The organism is Cecembia rubra, from assembly GCF_003014575.1.
Lineage (GTDB): Bacteria > Bacteroidota > Bacteroidia > Cytophagales > Cyclobacteriaceae > Cecembia_A > Cecembia_A rubra.
On the sequence record NZ_PYGF01000018.1, the window covers coordinates 1 to 15,223 of the forward strand.

15 protein-coding genes are annotated in these 15,223 nt (G+C 40.6%); 4 read left to right on the forward strand and 11 right to left on the reverse strand.

The window, feature by feature from the left end:
• Window positions 1-448: 448 nt before the first annotated feature.
• The 7 genes from CLV48_RS19460 to CLV48_RS19490 all read right to left on the reverse strand — a co-directional run bounded on the left by CLV48_RS19460 (window position 449) and on the right by CLV48_RS19490 (window position 7,877).
• The gene (locus CLV48_RS19460; RefSeq protein ID WP_106568972.1) at window positions 449-1,054 is read right to left on the reverse strand and encodes a 3-keto-disaccharide hydrolase; all 606 of its coding nucleotides are present in this window, start codon (window positions 1,052-1,054) and stop codon (window positions 449-451) included.
• Window positions 1,051-1,809 carry a 3-keto-disaccharide hydrolase gene (locus CLV48_RS19465; RefSeq protein ID WP_106569028.1) on the reverse strand — a complete coding sequence of 253 codons (759 nt, stop codon included), beginning with the start codon at window positions 1,807-1,809 and terminating at the stop codon, window positions 1,051-1,053. Before CLV48_RS19465 ends, CLV48_RS19460 begins: the two co-directional genes overlap by 4 nt.
• A 2-nt stretch (window positions 1,810-1,811) precedes the next feature.
• Window positions 1,812-3,161 (reverse strand): Gfo/Idh/MocA family oxidoreductase, encoded by a 1,350-nt coding sequence (locus tag CLV48_RS19470; RefSeq protein ID WP_106568973.1) that lies wholly within the window; start codon window positions 3,159-3,161, stop codon window positions 1,812-1,814.
• 101 nt (window positions 3,162-3,262) lie between these two features.
• Window positions 3,263-4,045 carry an ABC transporter substrate-binding protein gene (locus CLV48_RS19475; RefSeq protein WP_106568974.1) on the reverse strand — a complete coding sequence of 261 codons (783 nt, stop codon included), beginning with the start codon at window positions 4,043-4,045 and terminating at the stop codon, window positions 3,263-3,265.
• 313 nt (window positions 4,046-4,358) lie between these two features.
• The gene (locus CLV48_RS19480) at window positions 4,359-5,426 is read right to left on the reverse strand and encodes a M42 family metallopeptidase (RefSeq protein WP_106568975.1); all 1,068 of its coding nucleotides are present in this window, start codon (window positions 5,424-5,426) and stop codon (window positions 4,359-4,361) included.
• Between the two features lie 304 nt (window positions 5,427-5,730).
• The gene (locus CLV48_RS19485; protein WP_106568976.1) at window positions 5,731-6,069 is read right to left on the reverse strand and encodes a four helix bundle protein; all 339 of its coding nucleotides are present in this window, start codon (window positions 6,067-6,069) and stop codon (window positions 5,731-5,733) included.
• Between the two features lie 224 nt (window positions 6,070-6,293).
• A complete protein-coding gene (locus tag CLV48_RS19490; RefSeq protein ID WP_106568977.1) occupies window positions 6,294-7,877 on the reverse strand; it encodes an acyl-CoA carboxylase subunit beta in 1,584 nt (527 codons plus the stop codon).
• A 165-nt stretch (window positions 7,878-8,042) separates the two neighbouring features.
• Here CLV48_RS19490 and CLV48_RS19495 point away from each other — a divergent pair, with 165 nt between their 5' ends.
• The 4 genes from CLV48_RS19495 to CLV48_RS19510 all read left to right on the forward strand — a co-directional run bounded on the left by CLV48_RS19495 (window position 8,043) and on the right by CLV48_RS19510 (window position 12,507).
• The gene (locus tag CLV48_RS19495; protein ID WP_106568978.1) at window positions 8,043-8,999 is read left to right on the forward strand and encodes a Ppx/GppA phosphatase family protein; all 957 of its coding nucleotides are present in this window, start codon (window positions 8,043-8,045) and stop codon (window positions 8,997-8,999) included.
• A 13-nt stretch (window positions 9,000-9,012) separates the two neighbouring features.
• Complete coding sequence (locus CLV48_RS19500) at window positions 9,013-10,083, forward strand: Ldh family oxidoreductase (RefSeq protein ID WP_106568979.1); 1,071 nt, start codon at window positions 9,013-9,015, stop codon at window positions 10,081-10,083.
• Window positions 10,084-10,291: 208 nt separating this feature from the next.
• The gene (locus CLV48_RS19505; protein WP_106568980.1) at window positions 10,292-11,659 is read left to right on the forward strand and encodes a Gfo/Idh/MocA family protein; all 1,368 of its coding nucleotides are present in this window, start codon (window positions 10,292-10,294) and stop codon (window positions 11,657-11,659) included.
• Between the two features lie 146 nt (window positions 11,660-11,805).
• Window positions 11,806-12,507 carry a DUF4397 domain-containing protein gene (locus tag CLV48_RS19510; protein WP_170069061.1) on the forward strand — a complete coding sequence of 234 codons (702 nt, stop codon included), beginning with the start codon at window positions 11,806-11,808 and terminating at the stop codon, window positions 12,505-12,507.
• 58 nt (window positions 12,508-12,565) lie between these two features.
• Here the strand turns inward: CLV48_RS19510 and cysM are convergent, their stop codons facing one another.
• Genes cysM through CLV48_RS19530 form a run of 4 tightly spaced genes read right to left on the reverse strand, consistent with a single transcriptional unit; the run spans window position 12,566 to window position 15,118 of the window.
• Entirely contained in the window at window positions 12,566-13,444 is an 879-nt protein-coding gene (gene cysM / locus CLV48_RS19515) for a cysteine synthase CysM (protein WP_106568982.1), read from the reverse strand.
• A 2-nt stretch (window positions 13,445-13,446) separates the two neighbouring features.
• Entirely contained in the window at window positions 13,447-14,274 is an 828-nt protein-coding gene (epsC, locus tag CLV48_RS19520; RefSeq protein ID WP_106568983.1) for a serine O-acetyltransferase EpsC, read from the reverse strand.
• A gap of 24 nt (window positions 14,275-14,298) precedes the next feature.
• Complete coding sequence (locus CLV48_RS19525) at window positions 14,299-14,850, reverse strand: hypothetical protein (RefSeq protein WP_106568984.1); 552 nt, start codon at window positions 14,848-14,850, stop codon at window positions 14,299-14,301.
• Window positions 14,831-15,118, reverse strand: a complete 288-nt coding sequence (locus CLV48_RS19530) for an FtsB family cell division protein (protein WP_106568985.1) — start codon at window positions 15,116-15,118, stop codon at window positions 14,831-14,833. The genes CLV48_RS19525 and CLV48_RS19530 overlap by 20 nt, the downstream gene beginning before the upstream one ends.
• Between the last annotated feature and the right edge of the window lie 105 nt (window positions 15,119-15,223).

The following is a 15,223-nucleotide window of genomic DNA, read 5'->3' on the forward strand; positions in this document are numbered from 1 at the left end:
CAAACTCTCCATTGTAAAGTTTTTTCCGGATCCGCCTTTACGGCAGATCCATTATTTCCGGACTTCAGGGAGTAAAAACATTCGTCTTTACCTGTCTTGTGTCGTTTCGTATTCCAGTATCCCAAAGAACTTATCCGTACCCTTACGGTACGGCTCGTCAGCTAAAGCGCCGATCTATTTAACACCTGTTCCGTTCAACAGGAGTGCAAAGGTAAGAACTCTTTTCTATTTGGCAAGAAGAACTCGAAATTATTTTTTTTCGTTTCGAAATCTCTTTTTTGTTTTCCCCCGTTTGGGATTGCAAAAGTGGGAAGGTTTTTCCAATTCACAAAGAAGCTCCGAAAATTAATTTCCATATAGGACAAAAATCACTGAAAGACAGCGTGAAAAAAATAAAAATAATGCCTGTCCAGGTTTCTGGACAGGCATTATCTGAGTGAAATTTTACTTACAGGGGTTTGATCACAATATTTCTCCAATAAACTTTTATCCCACCCCCATCATGGATCTGAAGCAAAACTCCTCCTTCTCCTTGTCCGATTTTCTCATCAGAAAAATCGACCATCTCCACACCATTGAGGAATGATTGTACCCGATCTCCCTTTACAATGATCTTCATTTGATTCCAATCACCATACTTCAATGCTTTATCTTTTTCAGGATCTGGTTTGATCAACCATCCCCTGCCATAAGATTCGTAAATACCTCCGGTATCATGGCCGGGAGGAGCAACTTCAACCTGCCAACCTGAAACTTTGGTCCCATCAACTGTAGAGCGGATAAAAACACCACTGTTTCCATCAGCTTCTTGCTTAAACTCCAGATTGATCTCAAAATCTTTGAAATGTCTATCTGTACCCAAATACCCATATTCCTTATCCGGGCCACTTTCTGAAACCAACAATCCGTCTTCCACATACCATTTCTCTGTTCCATAAACAATCCATCCTGACAGGTCTTTACCATTGAATAAACTGATTTCATTATCCTGCTTACAGGATAAGAATGACGCTGTCAACAAAATCATCATGCCAAATTTCCAAACTTTTCTCATAGGGGTCTTATTTTAATGTTTTTAAACCATGCTTCACTACCGTGATCCTGAAGTGAAATCAATCCTCTTTTGGCAATGGCATAATCAGGAAAGGCATCCCATTTGCCACTGTTCCTCCTTGTAGTCCAATCTTCTGAGTAAGGAACAAACTCTAATGTCTTTTTACCATTCAACCAATAGCTGGCACCATCATTCCTAAATATAATCTTGGACTCATTCCACTCTCCTGCCGGCCTAACCACTCCTTCCACATCCCCTGGATACATCGCATAATCTGAAGCAATAGATTGCCAGTCTTCAAGAGGACTTTCAAAACCCAGTTGGTCTATGACCTGATATTCAGGCCCTGTCTCATAAGGGGCCTTATATTTAGGGTCCTCTACAACATGATAAAATACACCGCTATTCCCTCCTGGGGCGATCTTCCAAGTAAATTCAAGCTCGAATTGCTCAAAGTCCATTGGAGCAAAAACAATATCTCCTCCGATATCCCCGCCAGTCCCCAAGGCTTTTAATGCTCCATCTTCAACGGTCCACCCTTCTGGAAATTCTTTTCCATTAAAAGCCCTCCATCCCGCGGGGTCTTCCCCATCAAACAACAACATCCAACCCAAAGCTTTTTCTTCCTCCGTTAAGGTATTGTCAGCAACAACCTCTACAACTTCTTCCACTTCTTCTTTTTCCCCGGATTTCTCAGGGGAACATGCCCAAATCATAGCAGAAAGGACAAACAATCCAATTGTTTTTCTATTCATAATCATATCAATTTCATGTTTACAGGGTCCCAATTTATGAATTTGTTTTGGAAGTAGCTGTCATTACACAATAGTGCGGGAGCAGCTGCTCGGAAACCAAAAACAGGATCCTCAGCTACAGTACCACCGGTTCTTATGGCTGTAAACCAGTTGCCAAAATGATCATAATGTGCACCTTTCCAGTTTCTCTGTGCAGTATACACCAGTTCTTTTGGAGGTAAAATAGTTGCTCTGGTTTCTGGCTCACCCCTCAATCTCGCCTGCTCTTGGAGGAAAGGATCATCAGAAGTCATAGTCTGATTCATTTTTACTACAACTTCCTCCCATTTCACGTCCATGGAACCTTTTGTTCCTACAATTCTCAAATAGGTCGTACCACTGGTACCATCCACAAAATTACATCTCAATGAAAGGTTAAAACCGGAGTGTTGGGGAGTTTCTGGGTAATCAAAAGTCCCTAATAATACATCAGGAACTTCCCTCCCATCCTTCCAATACCTCAAACCACCCATGGCCGAAATCTTATTGGGTCCATAGGAATCCGTAATAAAGTGAAGGCTAGAGAACAGGTGAACAAACAGGTCACCTGACATTCCTGTTCCGTAATCCAAATAATTTCTCCATCGGAAAAATCTTAGCGGATCCCAATCTCTTTTATTTGTATTGGATAAATACCTTTTCCAATCCACATTCTGCTCATTCCCATCTTTAGGTACTGCATATTGCCAGGCACCTTCTGGAGACATCCTTGCCCAAAAGCCTTCTGCATACACTATATCTCCTATTGCACCTCCCGCCAATAATTCTTTGGCTTTTTCATTTCCCAAAGAAGAAACACCTTGACTACCCACAATCATCACTTTTCCTGACTTTTTCCAGGCATTGATGACGTCCATCCCTTCTTTTACGGAGTGAACCATTGGCTTTTCACAATATACATGTTTACCGGCATTAAGGGCATCTATGCTGATCTGCTTATGCCAATGATCAGGGGTTGCTATGATCACTGCATCTATATCTTTTCTTTTTAGAAGTTCTGTATGGTCTTGGGTCACAAAAAGGTGATTGCCCCAACGCTGTTTTGCCGCATCCAGCCTCCCCTTATATAGGTCGCAAACAGCCACAAGTTCAACATTGGCATGGCGAAGAGCAGTGTTGGTGTCCTCAATTCCCATAATTCCGGCTCCAATGAGGGCTAATTTAATAGTAGAATTATTGGTGCTGGAGAACAGTGGATCCCTTTCCAGAATATTGTTTGCTTTCGCTTCTCCGCTGAGTGCAAAGGGACTTAAGGCAGCAACTGCTCCTGTCGCTCCTAGTTTTTTCAAGAAGTTCCTTCTTTGTTGCTTCATGGCATTTGGGTATTAGTATTTTTTAAAGACGAAAAGTTAATTAAAAATTTTAAAAAAGTCCGATAGGATGATGTATAATTTTATAAACGGTTGGATTTTCCTTAAGTGGTGAAGCTAGAAACCAATCCCGAAAAATAAGCCCTGACCAAAGATAATCTACTCCCATACCATGAAAACATCTCCCCATCTACTACCAGAACTCTAGTGTTCGGCAACAATGATGAGAACTCTTTCACATGTTTCTCCTTAAAAGGATAGGGTTCTGAACTCAGTAATAAATAATCAGAAGAAAGTTTTTTCAACTCCTCCATGGAAAGTTCGGGATAACGAGGTTCCTCCACCATATTGGTAAAACCTGCCCTTCCCAACATATCGTGGATAAAAGTTTGTGGTCCTACTGCCATGAGCGGATCTTTCCATATCAGATACACAGCAGTGCCCTTATTTTGTTGAGAAAGGGAAGTCATATCTTGGGTGATCTCATGAATCAATCTTTCTGCCTGTACAGCAGTTCCGGTAATCTCCCCTATTCCCTTCATCATCACCAATGCATCCTCCAAAGTGTAAATATCACTCATCCATACGGGATATTTCTTGTCCAAAAGCTCTATTCCCTCTTGATAGTTTTCCTCTTTATTACCGATAATCAGATCGGGTTGCAGGGCATCTATCTTATCGAAATGAAAATTCTTAGTCCCGCCAATAATGGTTTTTTGTTTTTTTAGCCCTTTGGGATGCACACAAAACTTGGTCAATCCCACTAGCCTATCCTCCAAACCCAAATCCACCAGCAATTCCGTTTGCGAAGGCACCAAGGAAATAATCCGCTGAGGCTTCTCAGGGATGTCAATGGTTCTGTTCATCTGATCAGTGAAGAAAGGCATCTGGAATGAGGAATATGAAATTAGGAGTTAGGAATTGGTTGATTGAGTTACTGGTTGATTAAGTTACTTATGAATAGTTGTCATGGTTGTTAGATTATCCTTGTTCTGAACTGTATCTGTCAAAACAAAAGCCCCAAAAACCATTTCAGCCTTAAGTCTCCTTTCTTGTGATTTGCGTATTATTTTAATGTCTCGCCTCTTTATCGAAAAATCGACCAACATTCGATATTCTATCTTGTTTCTTGACTCTTTCTTCCGTACAACAATCTCAAGTCATTCAACAAATGTAGTCTAGCCCTCTCGCTTCTAGCCTCTAAACCACATATCTAAAATCAAAACCTGGATCAAATTCAGTCAAGAACTTGTACATCAATTCAATCACATTGTCAATATCTTCCTTGCTGGCAGTTTCTACAGTGGTGTGCATGTATTTCAAAGGCAAAGATATCAAAGCAGATGGTACACCTTCATTTGAATAAGCAAAAGCATCGGTATCTGTCCCCGTACTTCTTGAGGCAGCAGCTCTTTGGAAAGGGATATCATTTTTCTTTGCCGTGCCTATAATCAGGTCCAACAATTTTTTATGAACCGCAGCTCCGTAGGTAAGTACCGGCCCTTTTCCTGCTGTCTGATCACCACTGCTAATTTTGCTGTACATAGGAGCAGTGGTATCATGGCACACATCTGTAATGATGGCCACATTTGGTTTAATTCTAGAAGCGATCATCTCTGCTCCTCTCAAACCAATTTCTTCTTGGACCGCATTTACCACATACAAAGCAAATGGAAGCTTCACTCCAGACTCATTGATTTTTCTTGCAACTTCAGCAATCATGTACCCTCCTATACGGTTGTCCAAAGCCCTACCGGAATAGAACTTACCATTCAACTCCTGTAGTTCATCTTTAAAGGTAATCACACAACCTACATGGATCCCTAGGTTTTCTACCTCTTCCTTGGATCTTGCACCAACGTCAATAAAGATATTATCCAAGGTAGGGGATTCTTCTTTCCCTTCTTTTCTTACATGAATCGCTGGCCATCCAAATACCCCTGGAACAATACCCTTATCTGTATGGATATTTACCCTCATGGATGGGGCTATCATATGGTCTGAACCACCATTTCTTCTGACATATATATATCCTTCTGAGGTAATGTAATTGACAAACCAGGAAATTTCATCTGCATGGGCTTCAATGACTACTTTGTAAGGATGTTCTGGATTGATTACCCCAACGGCAGTTCCGTAGTGATCGGTAAAATAGGTGTCAACAAAGGGTTTTAGGTAATCCAGCCAAATCTGCTGGCCGGAAGCCTCAAATCCAGTTGGAGAAGGGTTGTTGAGGTAAGTGTAGAGGAAGGTTTCCGAGTTAGACATATCTAGGAGGTGGATTTAGTGATTGGTTGATTGAGTGATTAGTGAATAATGGATTAGGGATTGGTTAATTGAGTTAATAGTAATTAGTGATAAGTTCATTAAAGCTGACAACTGGCGTTCATTGAATTAACTTACATAAGAATAACGTTTCGGCTAATTTTAGTCCGAAACCCTTCATGGTACCCAATACTTGGTTCTTGGTACAATGAAAGTGATTGGTCGTTTAGTTAATAAGTGAATAGTGATTAGTGGATTTGTTTTATGGTTTCAATTGATCGTTTTTGGCTTTTTTTAGGTAACCAATTTAACCGTTAAGTAATTTCAGACAATCATTGTACAATATTCTAAAATTATCAAGCTCATGTTGAGAAATATACTCTACATCAAAAGCAACAATGACATGGTCAAGGGTTTCAGTTAACGAACCTCTCGAAATCCTGCAGAACTGAATATTTTCTTGATAGAAATACCGTCCATGGCCTTCCGCTAAATTATTGGTAATCGAACGGGAAGATTTCCTTATCTGCAGGGTTAAAGCATATTTTTCCTCAGAAGGGAATTTTCTGATCAGATCTCTGACGAATAATCTGAGTTCTCTACCCTTCTTCCAAACTTCAAGGTCTTCAAATAACTTAAATTCCATAAACGCAAAAGTTTAGAACCAAAGACAATAAAAACCCAAATTAATTAGGGTGCTTAAAATAACAAACACTGCCTACCAAGTTAATCGATTAATTAATCAACAATCCTAACAACCTCTCTTCAACCGCAAAACCAATTTGCTAATGATACAACCCCCGTTAACCAATAACCCAATCAACTAATAACTATTCACCTAATTAACCAATCACCCAATGAACTAACCCCTTAAAGCGGAATATTCCCATGCTTCTTTCTAGGCAGTTTATCTACCTTATTTTCCAGCATTTTGTAGGCACGGATCAGTTTTTCCCTTGTCTCTGACGGGACAATTACCTCATCCACAAACCCTCTATGAGCGGCACGGTAAGGGTTGGCAAACTTGGCCGTATACTCATCTATTTTTTCCTGTAATTTGGTCTCAGGGTTTTCAGCTTCTGCAATCTCTCTCTTAAAGATGATCTCCGCTGCTCCTTTAGCTCCCATCACTGCTATTTCAGCTGTAGGCCAAGCAAAGTTTAGATCTGCACCGATATGCTTGGAGTTCATCACGTCGTAAGCACCACCATAGGCCTTTCTTGTAATCACGGTTACCCTTGGTACAGTGGCCTCAGAGAAAGCATATAATAATTTTGCACCATTGACAATGATTCCATTCCATTCCTGATCAGTACCTGGCAAGAAACCTGGCACATCTACCAAAACGAGCAAAGGCACATTAAAGGAATCGCAGAAACGGACGAACCTTGCAGCTTTGATGGAAGCATGGTTATCGAGTACGCCAGCAAGGGACTGTGGTTGATTGCCTACAATTCCTATACTTCTTCCTGCCAATCGGGCAAAGCCAACCACTATATTGTCTGCATAGTTTTTATGCACTTCAAAGAAAGAGCCCTCGTCCGCTATACCATCAATCACTTCACGCATATCGTAAGGATGATTGGGATTATCCGGGATAATACTATCCAGCACAGACCGTTTTTCATCGTCTTTTAGTTCATACTCATATATAGGCGCTTCATCTTCGCAGTTTTGGGGAATATAGCTGAGTAGCTTTTTGATATGGTTGATACATTCGAGCTCATTGGCACAGGCAAAATGGGTCACCCCGCTTTTGGTGCTATGAGTGCTTGCCCCTCCTAATTCTTCGGCTGTCACTGTTTCTTGGGTAACAGTCTTAACTACATTTGGACCGGTAACAAACATGTAGGAAGTGTTTTCAACCATCAATATAAAGTCGGTAATGGCCGGTGAATATACCGCCCCTCCCGCACATGGCCCCATGATGGCTGATATCTGAGGTACTACCCCCGAGGCAAGGGTATTTCTGTAGAAAATATCTGCATACCCTCCCAAAGAAACTACACCTTCTTGTATTCTGGCACCTCCGGAATCGTTCAAACCAATCACAGGAGCTCCATTTTTCATGGCCATATCCATGATTTTACAGATTTTCTCTGCATGGGTCTCAGAAAGCGAACCACCGAAAACAGTAAAATCCTGGGAATATACATAGACCAATCTGCCATTAACTTCACCATATCCTGTCACTACTCCATCCCCGAGGTAATGTTCCTTTTCAAGACCAAAATCTTTGGCCCTGTGCATCACAAATTTATCAATCTCCTGAAATGTACCCTCGTCAAGCAACAGATGGATCCGCTCTCTGGCAGTAAGTTTTCCTTTTTTATGTTGTGCAGCTATCCTTGCCTCCCCACCCCCTTGTAGGGCTTCTTCGTTTTTCTTTTGAAGCAGTTCAAACTTGTCCTTATTACTGGGAAGGGTATAAATTCCTTTGATATTGCTGTCCATACATTCTTAAAATTTAAGCTGCCCAAATATAAGGATGGCTTCCAACCAATGGAAATATTTGTACGAGAACCTTCATTGAATATTGGGCCTCGTACTTTAAAATAATTCATAATGATGGAATTACAAATAAGTTTCTATATTCGCACAACTTAAATTTAGGCGAGTATGATACCTAATAAGGCGGCAGTTATAGACATGGGTACCAATACCTTTCATTTGGTAATGGTGGAAATTTTTGAGAATAAGTTTGAGACCCTTTATAAAGAAAAAATCCCTGTAAAGATTGGACAGGGTGGCATAAGCAACAATACAATTCATCCGGATGCTAAGAAAAGAGCATTCCATACGCTTCAACATTTCAAGAATTTGATCAATGGGGAAAGCATAACCAAAGTATTTGCATTTGCTACCTCGGCAGTCCGAAATGCCAATAATGGTGCGGATTTTGTCAAAGAAATTAAAGAAAGATTTGATATTACTGTTCAGGTCATAGATGGGGCTGAGGAGGCCCAGATGATCTATGAGGGCATACGGCTGAGTGGATCTTTAAATGGAGAAACTTCCCTGATGATGGACATAGGTGGAGGCTCAGTGGAATTTATTATTGGGAATTCACAAGAAGTTCTTTGGAAACAAAGTTTTGAAATCGGTGGGCAGCGTATGCTTGACCTTTTCCACTACCATGACCCCATTTTACCGGAAGAAATCAAAAACCTTACTGCCTATCTTGAAGAAAAACTGCAGTCACTCGCCAGAGCCATTGACACCTATAAACCGACAGGATTAGTTGGTGCATCAGGAACTTTTGACACGCTAACAGATATTTATTACGCATCTCTTCATCAGCACAAGGCAAGAACACAACAAACTTTTCAACTGCCCAAAGCTGCCTTTGAGCAGATCGCAAGGCAATTGTTGACTCTTCATAAAGAAGACCGATTGAAAATACCCGGCATGATACCTATGAGAGTAGATATGATAGTGGTCGCATCTTGCCTTATCGAATATATCCTCCAATTGGTTCCTGTTGACACCTTAATTTGTTCCAATTATGCCCTAAAGGAAGGAGCAATTGCAAGATTGATGGGCAGGCACACTATGGCAAACGCTGAGAGCAGATAAAAACAAGAAATTCATGACATTTTCATACGAGCATTTATTCGAATTCACCAAAAACATTCTTTTAAAGATAGGATGTTCTGAAAAAGATGCTGCCCTTGCGGCCGATGTACTATTGTCCGCTGATTTAAGAGGAGTAGACTCTCACGGAGTGGCCAGGCTTTCAGGATACGTACGCCTCTGGGAAAAAGGAAGGATCAATGCCCAGCCCAAAATCCGCGTGGTCCACGAAACTCCCAGCACCGCAGTTGTGGATGGTGATGGCGGTCTGGGATTGGTTGTGGCTCCCTATGCCATGCAAGTCGCAATTGATAAAGCTAAGAACGCAGGAACTGGATGGGTGGCGGTAAAGAACTCCAACCATTATGGAATAGCCGGATACCATGCCATGATGGCTTTGGAGCATGAAATGATAGGCCTTTCTTTAACAAACGCAAGTCCATTAGTAAGCCCTACCTTTTCCAAAGAAAGACTTCTGGGCACCAATCCCATTTCAGTAGCTATTCCAGCCAAAGAACAGCCCCCATTTGTGGCGGATATGGCCACTACAACCGCCGCCAATGGAAAATTGGAAATTTTACAAAGAAAAAACCTTGATGCACCCATTGGGTGGGTGCAAGATAAAGAGGGACATCCTACTACCGACTCGAATGGGGTGAAAAAAGGTGGTGCTTTACTGCCATTGGGTGGAGATAGGGAGCACGGTTCTCATAAAGGTTATGCCTTAGGAGCAATTGTGGATATTTTTTCAGCGGTTTTGTCAGGAGCCAATTATGGCCCTTGGGTCCCACCTTTTGTAGCATTTCTTGATCCAGACCCGAATCCAGTCGGAGATGGAATAGGACACTTTTTTGGCGCTATGCGTGTAGATGCATTCCGTCCTGCTGATGAGTTCAAAACACATATGGATAACTGGATTACCCGGTTTAGAAAGGCTACACCCACACCTGGAAATGAAAAGGTAATTATCCCTGGAGATCCTGAAAGAGAACTGGAGGCTGAAAGACGCAACAATGGGATTCCTCTTCTTGATCCGGTTGTGGAAGATTTAAGCCAATTAGGAGAAAGGTTTGGGATTAAAATGTAAGGTGATTTTGCTTTCCAAATTCTTTCAAAAAAAACTGGAAAACCCATCATTGAGAGAAACTGAAGCTTTCCTAACAAGGATGGCTTGATTTTTCATAAAAGCATCTGATTTCTTTTTATTTAGCCATTCATCAAAAGGCATTGGTTTGGTTTTGGTCTTTTTGTAAATTGTTGACAAATGAATTGAAAACCTATTTACCCAATAACCTATGAATCATCTCAATAGAAGAGAATTTCTTAAAACAGGAAGTGCAGCAACCTTAGCCCTAGCAAGCATGGGTCTTATGGGGATGCATCCAATCAATAATGAACAGCCCCTCAAAGTCGCCCTTATCGGTACTGGTTGGTATGGCAAGAGTGATCTTTTCAGGCTGATGCAGGTAGCCAATTGTGATGTGGTGGCTTTGTGTGATGTGGATGCCAATATACTTAAGGAGGCAGGAGAATTGGTAGCCAAAAGATCAAAGTCTGGCAAAACTCCCCAACTCTATAAAGACTACAGAGAATTACTAAAAAACCACAAACTCGATATAACTGTGATCGGAAGTCCGGACCACTGGCATGCTTTACAGGCAATAGCTGCCATTCAGGCCGGATCTCATGTATATCTCCAAAAACCTATTTCAGTGGATGTTATAGAAGGTGAAGCAGTAGTAGCTGCTGCCAGAAAATATAATAAAAAAGTCCAAGTGGGAGTTCAACGCCGAAGTACACCCCACTTGCTGGATGCCAAAAAGGAGATCTTGGAATCAGGTAAATTGGGAAAAATTTCACATGTTGAAATCTGCTGTTATTTCCATATGCGGGCTAATGGCAATCCGCCCGAAGAAGCTGTACCTGATTTCCTAGATTATGAAATGTGGACAGGACCTGCGCCTTTGAGACCTTATGATGGCCTTCCACATATACGATGGTGGAGAACTTTTATGGAATATGGAAACGGGATAACCGGTGACATGTGTGTGCATATGTTGGATACAGTAAGGTGGCTTCTGGGATTGGGTTGGCCAAAAAGGATCACCTCCACAGGAGGTATATATGTCCAAAAAGAAGGAAAATCAAATATTTCTGATACCCAAACTGCCATCTTTGAATATGATGAAATGAATGTAGTTTGGCAGCATAGATCCTGGGGAAATCCTGTGGATCCTGAATACCCATGGGCATTTAAAATATTTGGGGAACATGGTATGCTAGCGGGAAGTACACTTAAAGCCGAATACTTTCCTTATGGAAAGGGTGAAAAAATTCTTTATGACTGTCTGTATGAAAGGGAGAAATACCCTGAAGATTTAAAAGAAGAAAGGATAGAACTCAATGCCGCACCCGCTACCAGAAGGCAGATGCAGAATTTAATTGAGTCCATTAAGACGAACAAACTTCCTGTTGCAGACATTGAAGAAGGACATATTTCCACAGCTTCTTGTATTTTGGCCAATATCTCCATGGAACTAGGTGGAAGACCACTGGCTTACGATCCTAAAAAAATGATCGTAACCAATGACCCCGAGGCAACTTCCAGATTAAGAAGACCTTACAGAGGACCATGGGTGCATCCCGAACCTGACAAGGTTTAACTTCTGTGGACTTTATGAGTACAAAAAATATCCCCATCAAAAATTTGGGGATATTTTTTTGTCAAGATGTAGCACTTTTAGCCTTTGTTGCGTCTTCTTTTTATGAAGACTAAACCAACTATTTTAAAAAAATGAAAACTCTTTTTATGAATTTAACCAAAAGTATCTCAGCATTAACACTGATCGTTTCAACGATCTGTTTGTTTGGCTGTCTGCCTGATAATAATGACCAGCCTTTACCTGATACGGCCTTTGTTACCATTTATCATGGTTCACCGGATGCCCCGGAAATTGACATTTATGCAGAAGCAAGGAAGATCACGCAATCTCCTTTGAGATTTGGCGAATCCTTCCCATACAGCCAGTTTTTTGTCGGGAAGAGATTATTAAGGTTCAGTCCACATCTTGCGGTAAATACTTTGTTGGAATCAGAATTTACCTTTGAAAAAAACAAAGTTTACTCAGTTTTTTTGGCAAATACAGTTTCAGAACTTCAAGCAATACAAGTAGAGGATATATGGACTGAACCTGATGCTGATCATGCACAAATCAGACTGGCACATTTATCACCTGATTCCGGTGAAATTGAAGTTATATTAAATCAAAATATAAGGCATTTCGGAGAAGGTCATAGTTTCCGGGAGATTTCCGAATTTAAAAAAATAGAAAAAGGAAAATACAGAGTAGAAGTAATATCTAAAGCAACAGGAGAAGTCTTAGTCAGCAGTAATGAAATCGATTTAAGGGGAAACCGGGTTTATTCTTTGGTGATTAGGGGGTTTGAAACACCAATCAATACCAACAAACCACTTAGCATTCAGCTAATTACAAACTATATAAAATTTTAAGTTTTGTTTTTCTGGGTTAATTTTATAAATCCCGGGAACTGTGGTTTCCGGGATTTTTTTATCCAAATAAATCTGAGCTAAGGTATCTGTCTCCCCTATCGCAGGTAATACATACAATTAACCCCTCATCTAAGGATTCGGCCAGTTTCATTGCTGCAAAAAGTGCTCCTCCGCTACTCATTCCTGCCAGGATCCCCTCCTCTTTGGCCAATCTTCTGGTCATGAGAGTTGCCTCTTCCTGACTTACATCTATCACCTGATCCACTCTGGATGGGTCAAAAATCTTGGGGAGAAATTCCGGGCTCCACCTTCGTATACCAGGTATATTGGACCCATCAGTAGGTTGGGTTCCTACAATCTGAATCAATGGTTTTTTTTCTTTCAGGTACATTGATACCCCCATAATCGTACCTGTAGTTCCCATTGCCGAAACGAAATGAGTAACTTTCCCATTTGTATCCCTCCAGATTTCAGGTCCTGTACTATGATAATGTGCCATAAAATTATCAGGATTTGAAAACTGATTGAGAATGATATATCCTTCTTTTTCAGCCATTTCCTCAGCCAACTCTCTTGAATATTCTATAGTCCTATCTGCTGGAGTCAAAATAACCTTAGCCCCATAAGCTTCCATAGAAAGTACCCGCTCTTTGGTTGAGTTATCAGGCATTATTAGCGTCATTTTCAGGCCCATTAAATTTGCCACCATAGCCAAGGCTATTCCCGTATTACCACTCGTAGCTTCTACCAATTTATCTCCAGGCTTAATCTCTCCTCTGTCTAAGGCACTTTTGATCATATTATAAGCAGCCCTGTCTTTGACACTCCCCCCAGGGTTCTGGCCTTCGAGCTTACAAAAAATTTTAACATTTGGCTTAACGGGAATATGAGCCAATTCAACAATGGGGGTATTCCCGATCAAATCCAGTAAATTCATGATCAATTTTTAATGATATATGTATCCGTCTCATCTGATGCAGGATTGTACATCTTGGCCTGATAGTAAATTTTACTGTTTGATGGAACACTTTTGGTTATCCAAACATTGCCACCAATAGTGGAATGATTTCCAATTACAGTATTACCGCCCAAAATGGTAGCACCTGCATAAATCACTACATAATCTTCTATAGTCGGATGTCTTTTTTTATCCGCATCTGATTTCTCTACGCTGAGTGCGCCTAATGTAACCCCTTGGTATATTTTGACACATTTTCCAATGATCGTGGTTTCACCAATAACGATTCCTGTACCATGGTCAATACAAAATTTTTCTCCAATTTTTGCACCGGGATGGATATCTACTCCGGTTTTGCTATGGGCAAACTCAGTAATCATCCTTGGAATGAGGTCAACTCCTAACGTGTGTAATAAATGTGCTATCCGATATGCTGCTACGGCATAGAATCCTGGATAACAACGGATTATTTCTGTGGTACTTTTTGCTGCCGGATCTCCGTCAAACATGGCCTGAACATCCTGAATCAAAAGATCATAGACATGCTCCAATTTTTGAAAAAAAAGATTGGCGATTTCCGCACCATCCCCATTATGAAGGTGCTTGTTTCTGATCAAAATCCGGCTCAATTTATGCCTTAATTCTTCAATTTTCTCAGCAATCTGATCTCCTTCCTTCATCAACTCAGTAGCGAAATCCGGAAAAAGTAATCCAAGCACATTTTCAAAAAAAACATGAATAACTTTTGGGGAAGGACATTCCGGGCAATTGCGGTGGGAAATGCTAAGTTTTTTGATCAGTGATTCCATTTTATAAAGCGGAAATTAGATATACTAAAGTACAAAACCCACTCTTATTACATAAGGTTCATTGTATGGAGAACGCCTATTATCATGCAAGAGGTTGTATAGAAAAGTAAAATTAGCTCCTCCCCTATTTCCAAAAGGCGCAAAATAACCGGCACCGAGGAAGAATCCAGGAACCCATGTTCTTTCAAACCTCTCTGATTGAGGATTAAATAAATCAAAATTCAAACTCTCATATTCCGAATGTAGAAAAATATTGGGGAACACATTATATCTTCCGAATACCCTACCTCCATAAAGACTGCTATTTCCTCCAATAAATCTCCTGTCATCGAAATATTGGTAAGTAGCTCCCACTCCTCCCGAAAGCCTATTGGTAATCATGGCGCCTACTAAAGGCGAAACATCAATAAAGGTTATGGTACCAAAGGACATCCCGAAATTACCCCCATAATAAAGTCTGTCTTTTAAAGGGGGCCGATTACCTTCATCTATTTCTCTCTGCGCTGATACACCGAAAGTCCAAAGAAAAAAAGCAATAAATAAAAAATAATGAATTTTATTCTTCAACCACAACATACAAATCTTCTGTTTTCCTTTTCATCAGATACCTTTCCCTTGCAAATTTCTCCAACATTTCATAGTTGCTCATTAGCTCCTCCCTGTCTTCCTGGATTTTTTCTTTACGCTCAAGATAAAACTCCTTTTGCTTTTCCAACTCTTTCAGCTTAGACTTTAGCTTAAATTGTGAAAAGATGTCATTGGAGTCCATAAAGACCATCCAGACCACAAAAAACAGACTGAAGACAACATAGAAGTTTTTAGTGTATTTCAGGTACTTGGCCATTTTTCATAAAATTGATAAAAACAAAGATAGGAATTGCCTGCATAAAATTCCAATAAAGCAATTTAAGGAAATTTTTTCCCAATTATCTAATTATAGGTCAGTCAA

Coding starts and splice junctions, on each gene's coding strand:
- CLV48_RS19465 (WP_106569028.1), bottom strand. CDS start 1,809: ATGAATAGAAAAACAATTGGATTGTTTGTCCTTTCTGCTATGATTTGG.
- CLV48_RS19460 (WP_106568972.1), bottom strand. CDS start 1,054: ATGAGAAAAGTTTGGAAATTTGGCATGATGATTTTGTTGACAGCGTCA.
- CLV48_RS19475 (WP_106568974.1), bottom strand. CDS start 4,045: ATGCCTTTCTTCACTGATCAGATGAACAGAACCATTGACATCCCTGAG.
- CLV48_RS19485 (WP_106568976.1), bottom strand. CDS start 6,069: ATGGAATTTAAGTTATTTGAAGACCTTGAAGTTTGGAAGAAGGGTAGA.
- CLV48_RS19525 (WP_106568984.1), bottom strand. CDS start 14,850: ATGTTGTGGTTGAAGAATAAAATTCATTATTTTTTATTTATTGCTTTT.
- CLV48_RS19510 (WP_170069061.1), top strand. CDS start 11,806: ATGAATTTAACCAAAAGTATCTCAGCATTAACACTGATCGTTTCAACG.
- CLV48_RS19500 (WP_106568979.1), top strand. CDS start 9,013: ATGACATTTTCATACGAGCATTTATTCGAATTCACCAAAAACATTCTT.
- CLV48_RS19470 (WP_106568973.1), bottom strand. CDS start 3,161: ATGAAGCAACAAAGAAGGAACTTCTTGAAAAAACTAGGAGCGACAGGA.
- CLV48_RS19480 (WP_106568975.1), bottom strand. CDS start 5,426: ATGTCTAACTCGGAAACCTTCCTCTACACTTACCTCAACAACCCTTCT.
- epsC (WP_106568983.1), bottom strand. CDS start 14,274: ATGGAATCACTGATCAAAAAACTTAGCATTTCCCACCGCAATTGCCCG.
- cysM (WP_106568982.1), bottom strand. CDS start 13,444: ATGAATTTACTGGATTTGATCGGGAATACCCCCATTGTTGAATTGGCT.
- CLV48_RS19490 (WP_106568977.1), bottom strand. CDS start 7,877: ATGGACAGCAATATCAAAGGAATTTATACCCTTCCCAGTAATAAGGAC.
- CLV48_RS19505 (WP_106568980.1), top strand. CDS start 10,292: ATGAATCATCTCAATAGAAGAGAATTTCTTAAAACAGGAAGTGCAGCA.
- CLV48_RS19530 (WP_106568985.1), bottom strand. CDS start 15,118: ATGGCCAAGTACCTGAAATACACTAAAAACTTCTATGTTGTCTTCAGT.
- CLV48_RS19495 (WP_106568978.1), top strand. CDS start 8,043: ATGATACCTAATAAGGCGGCAGTTATAGACATGGGTACCAATACCTTT.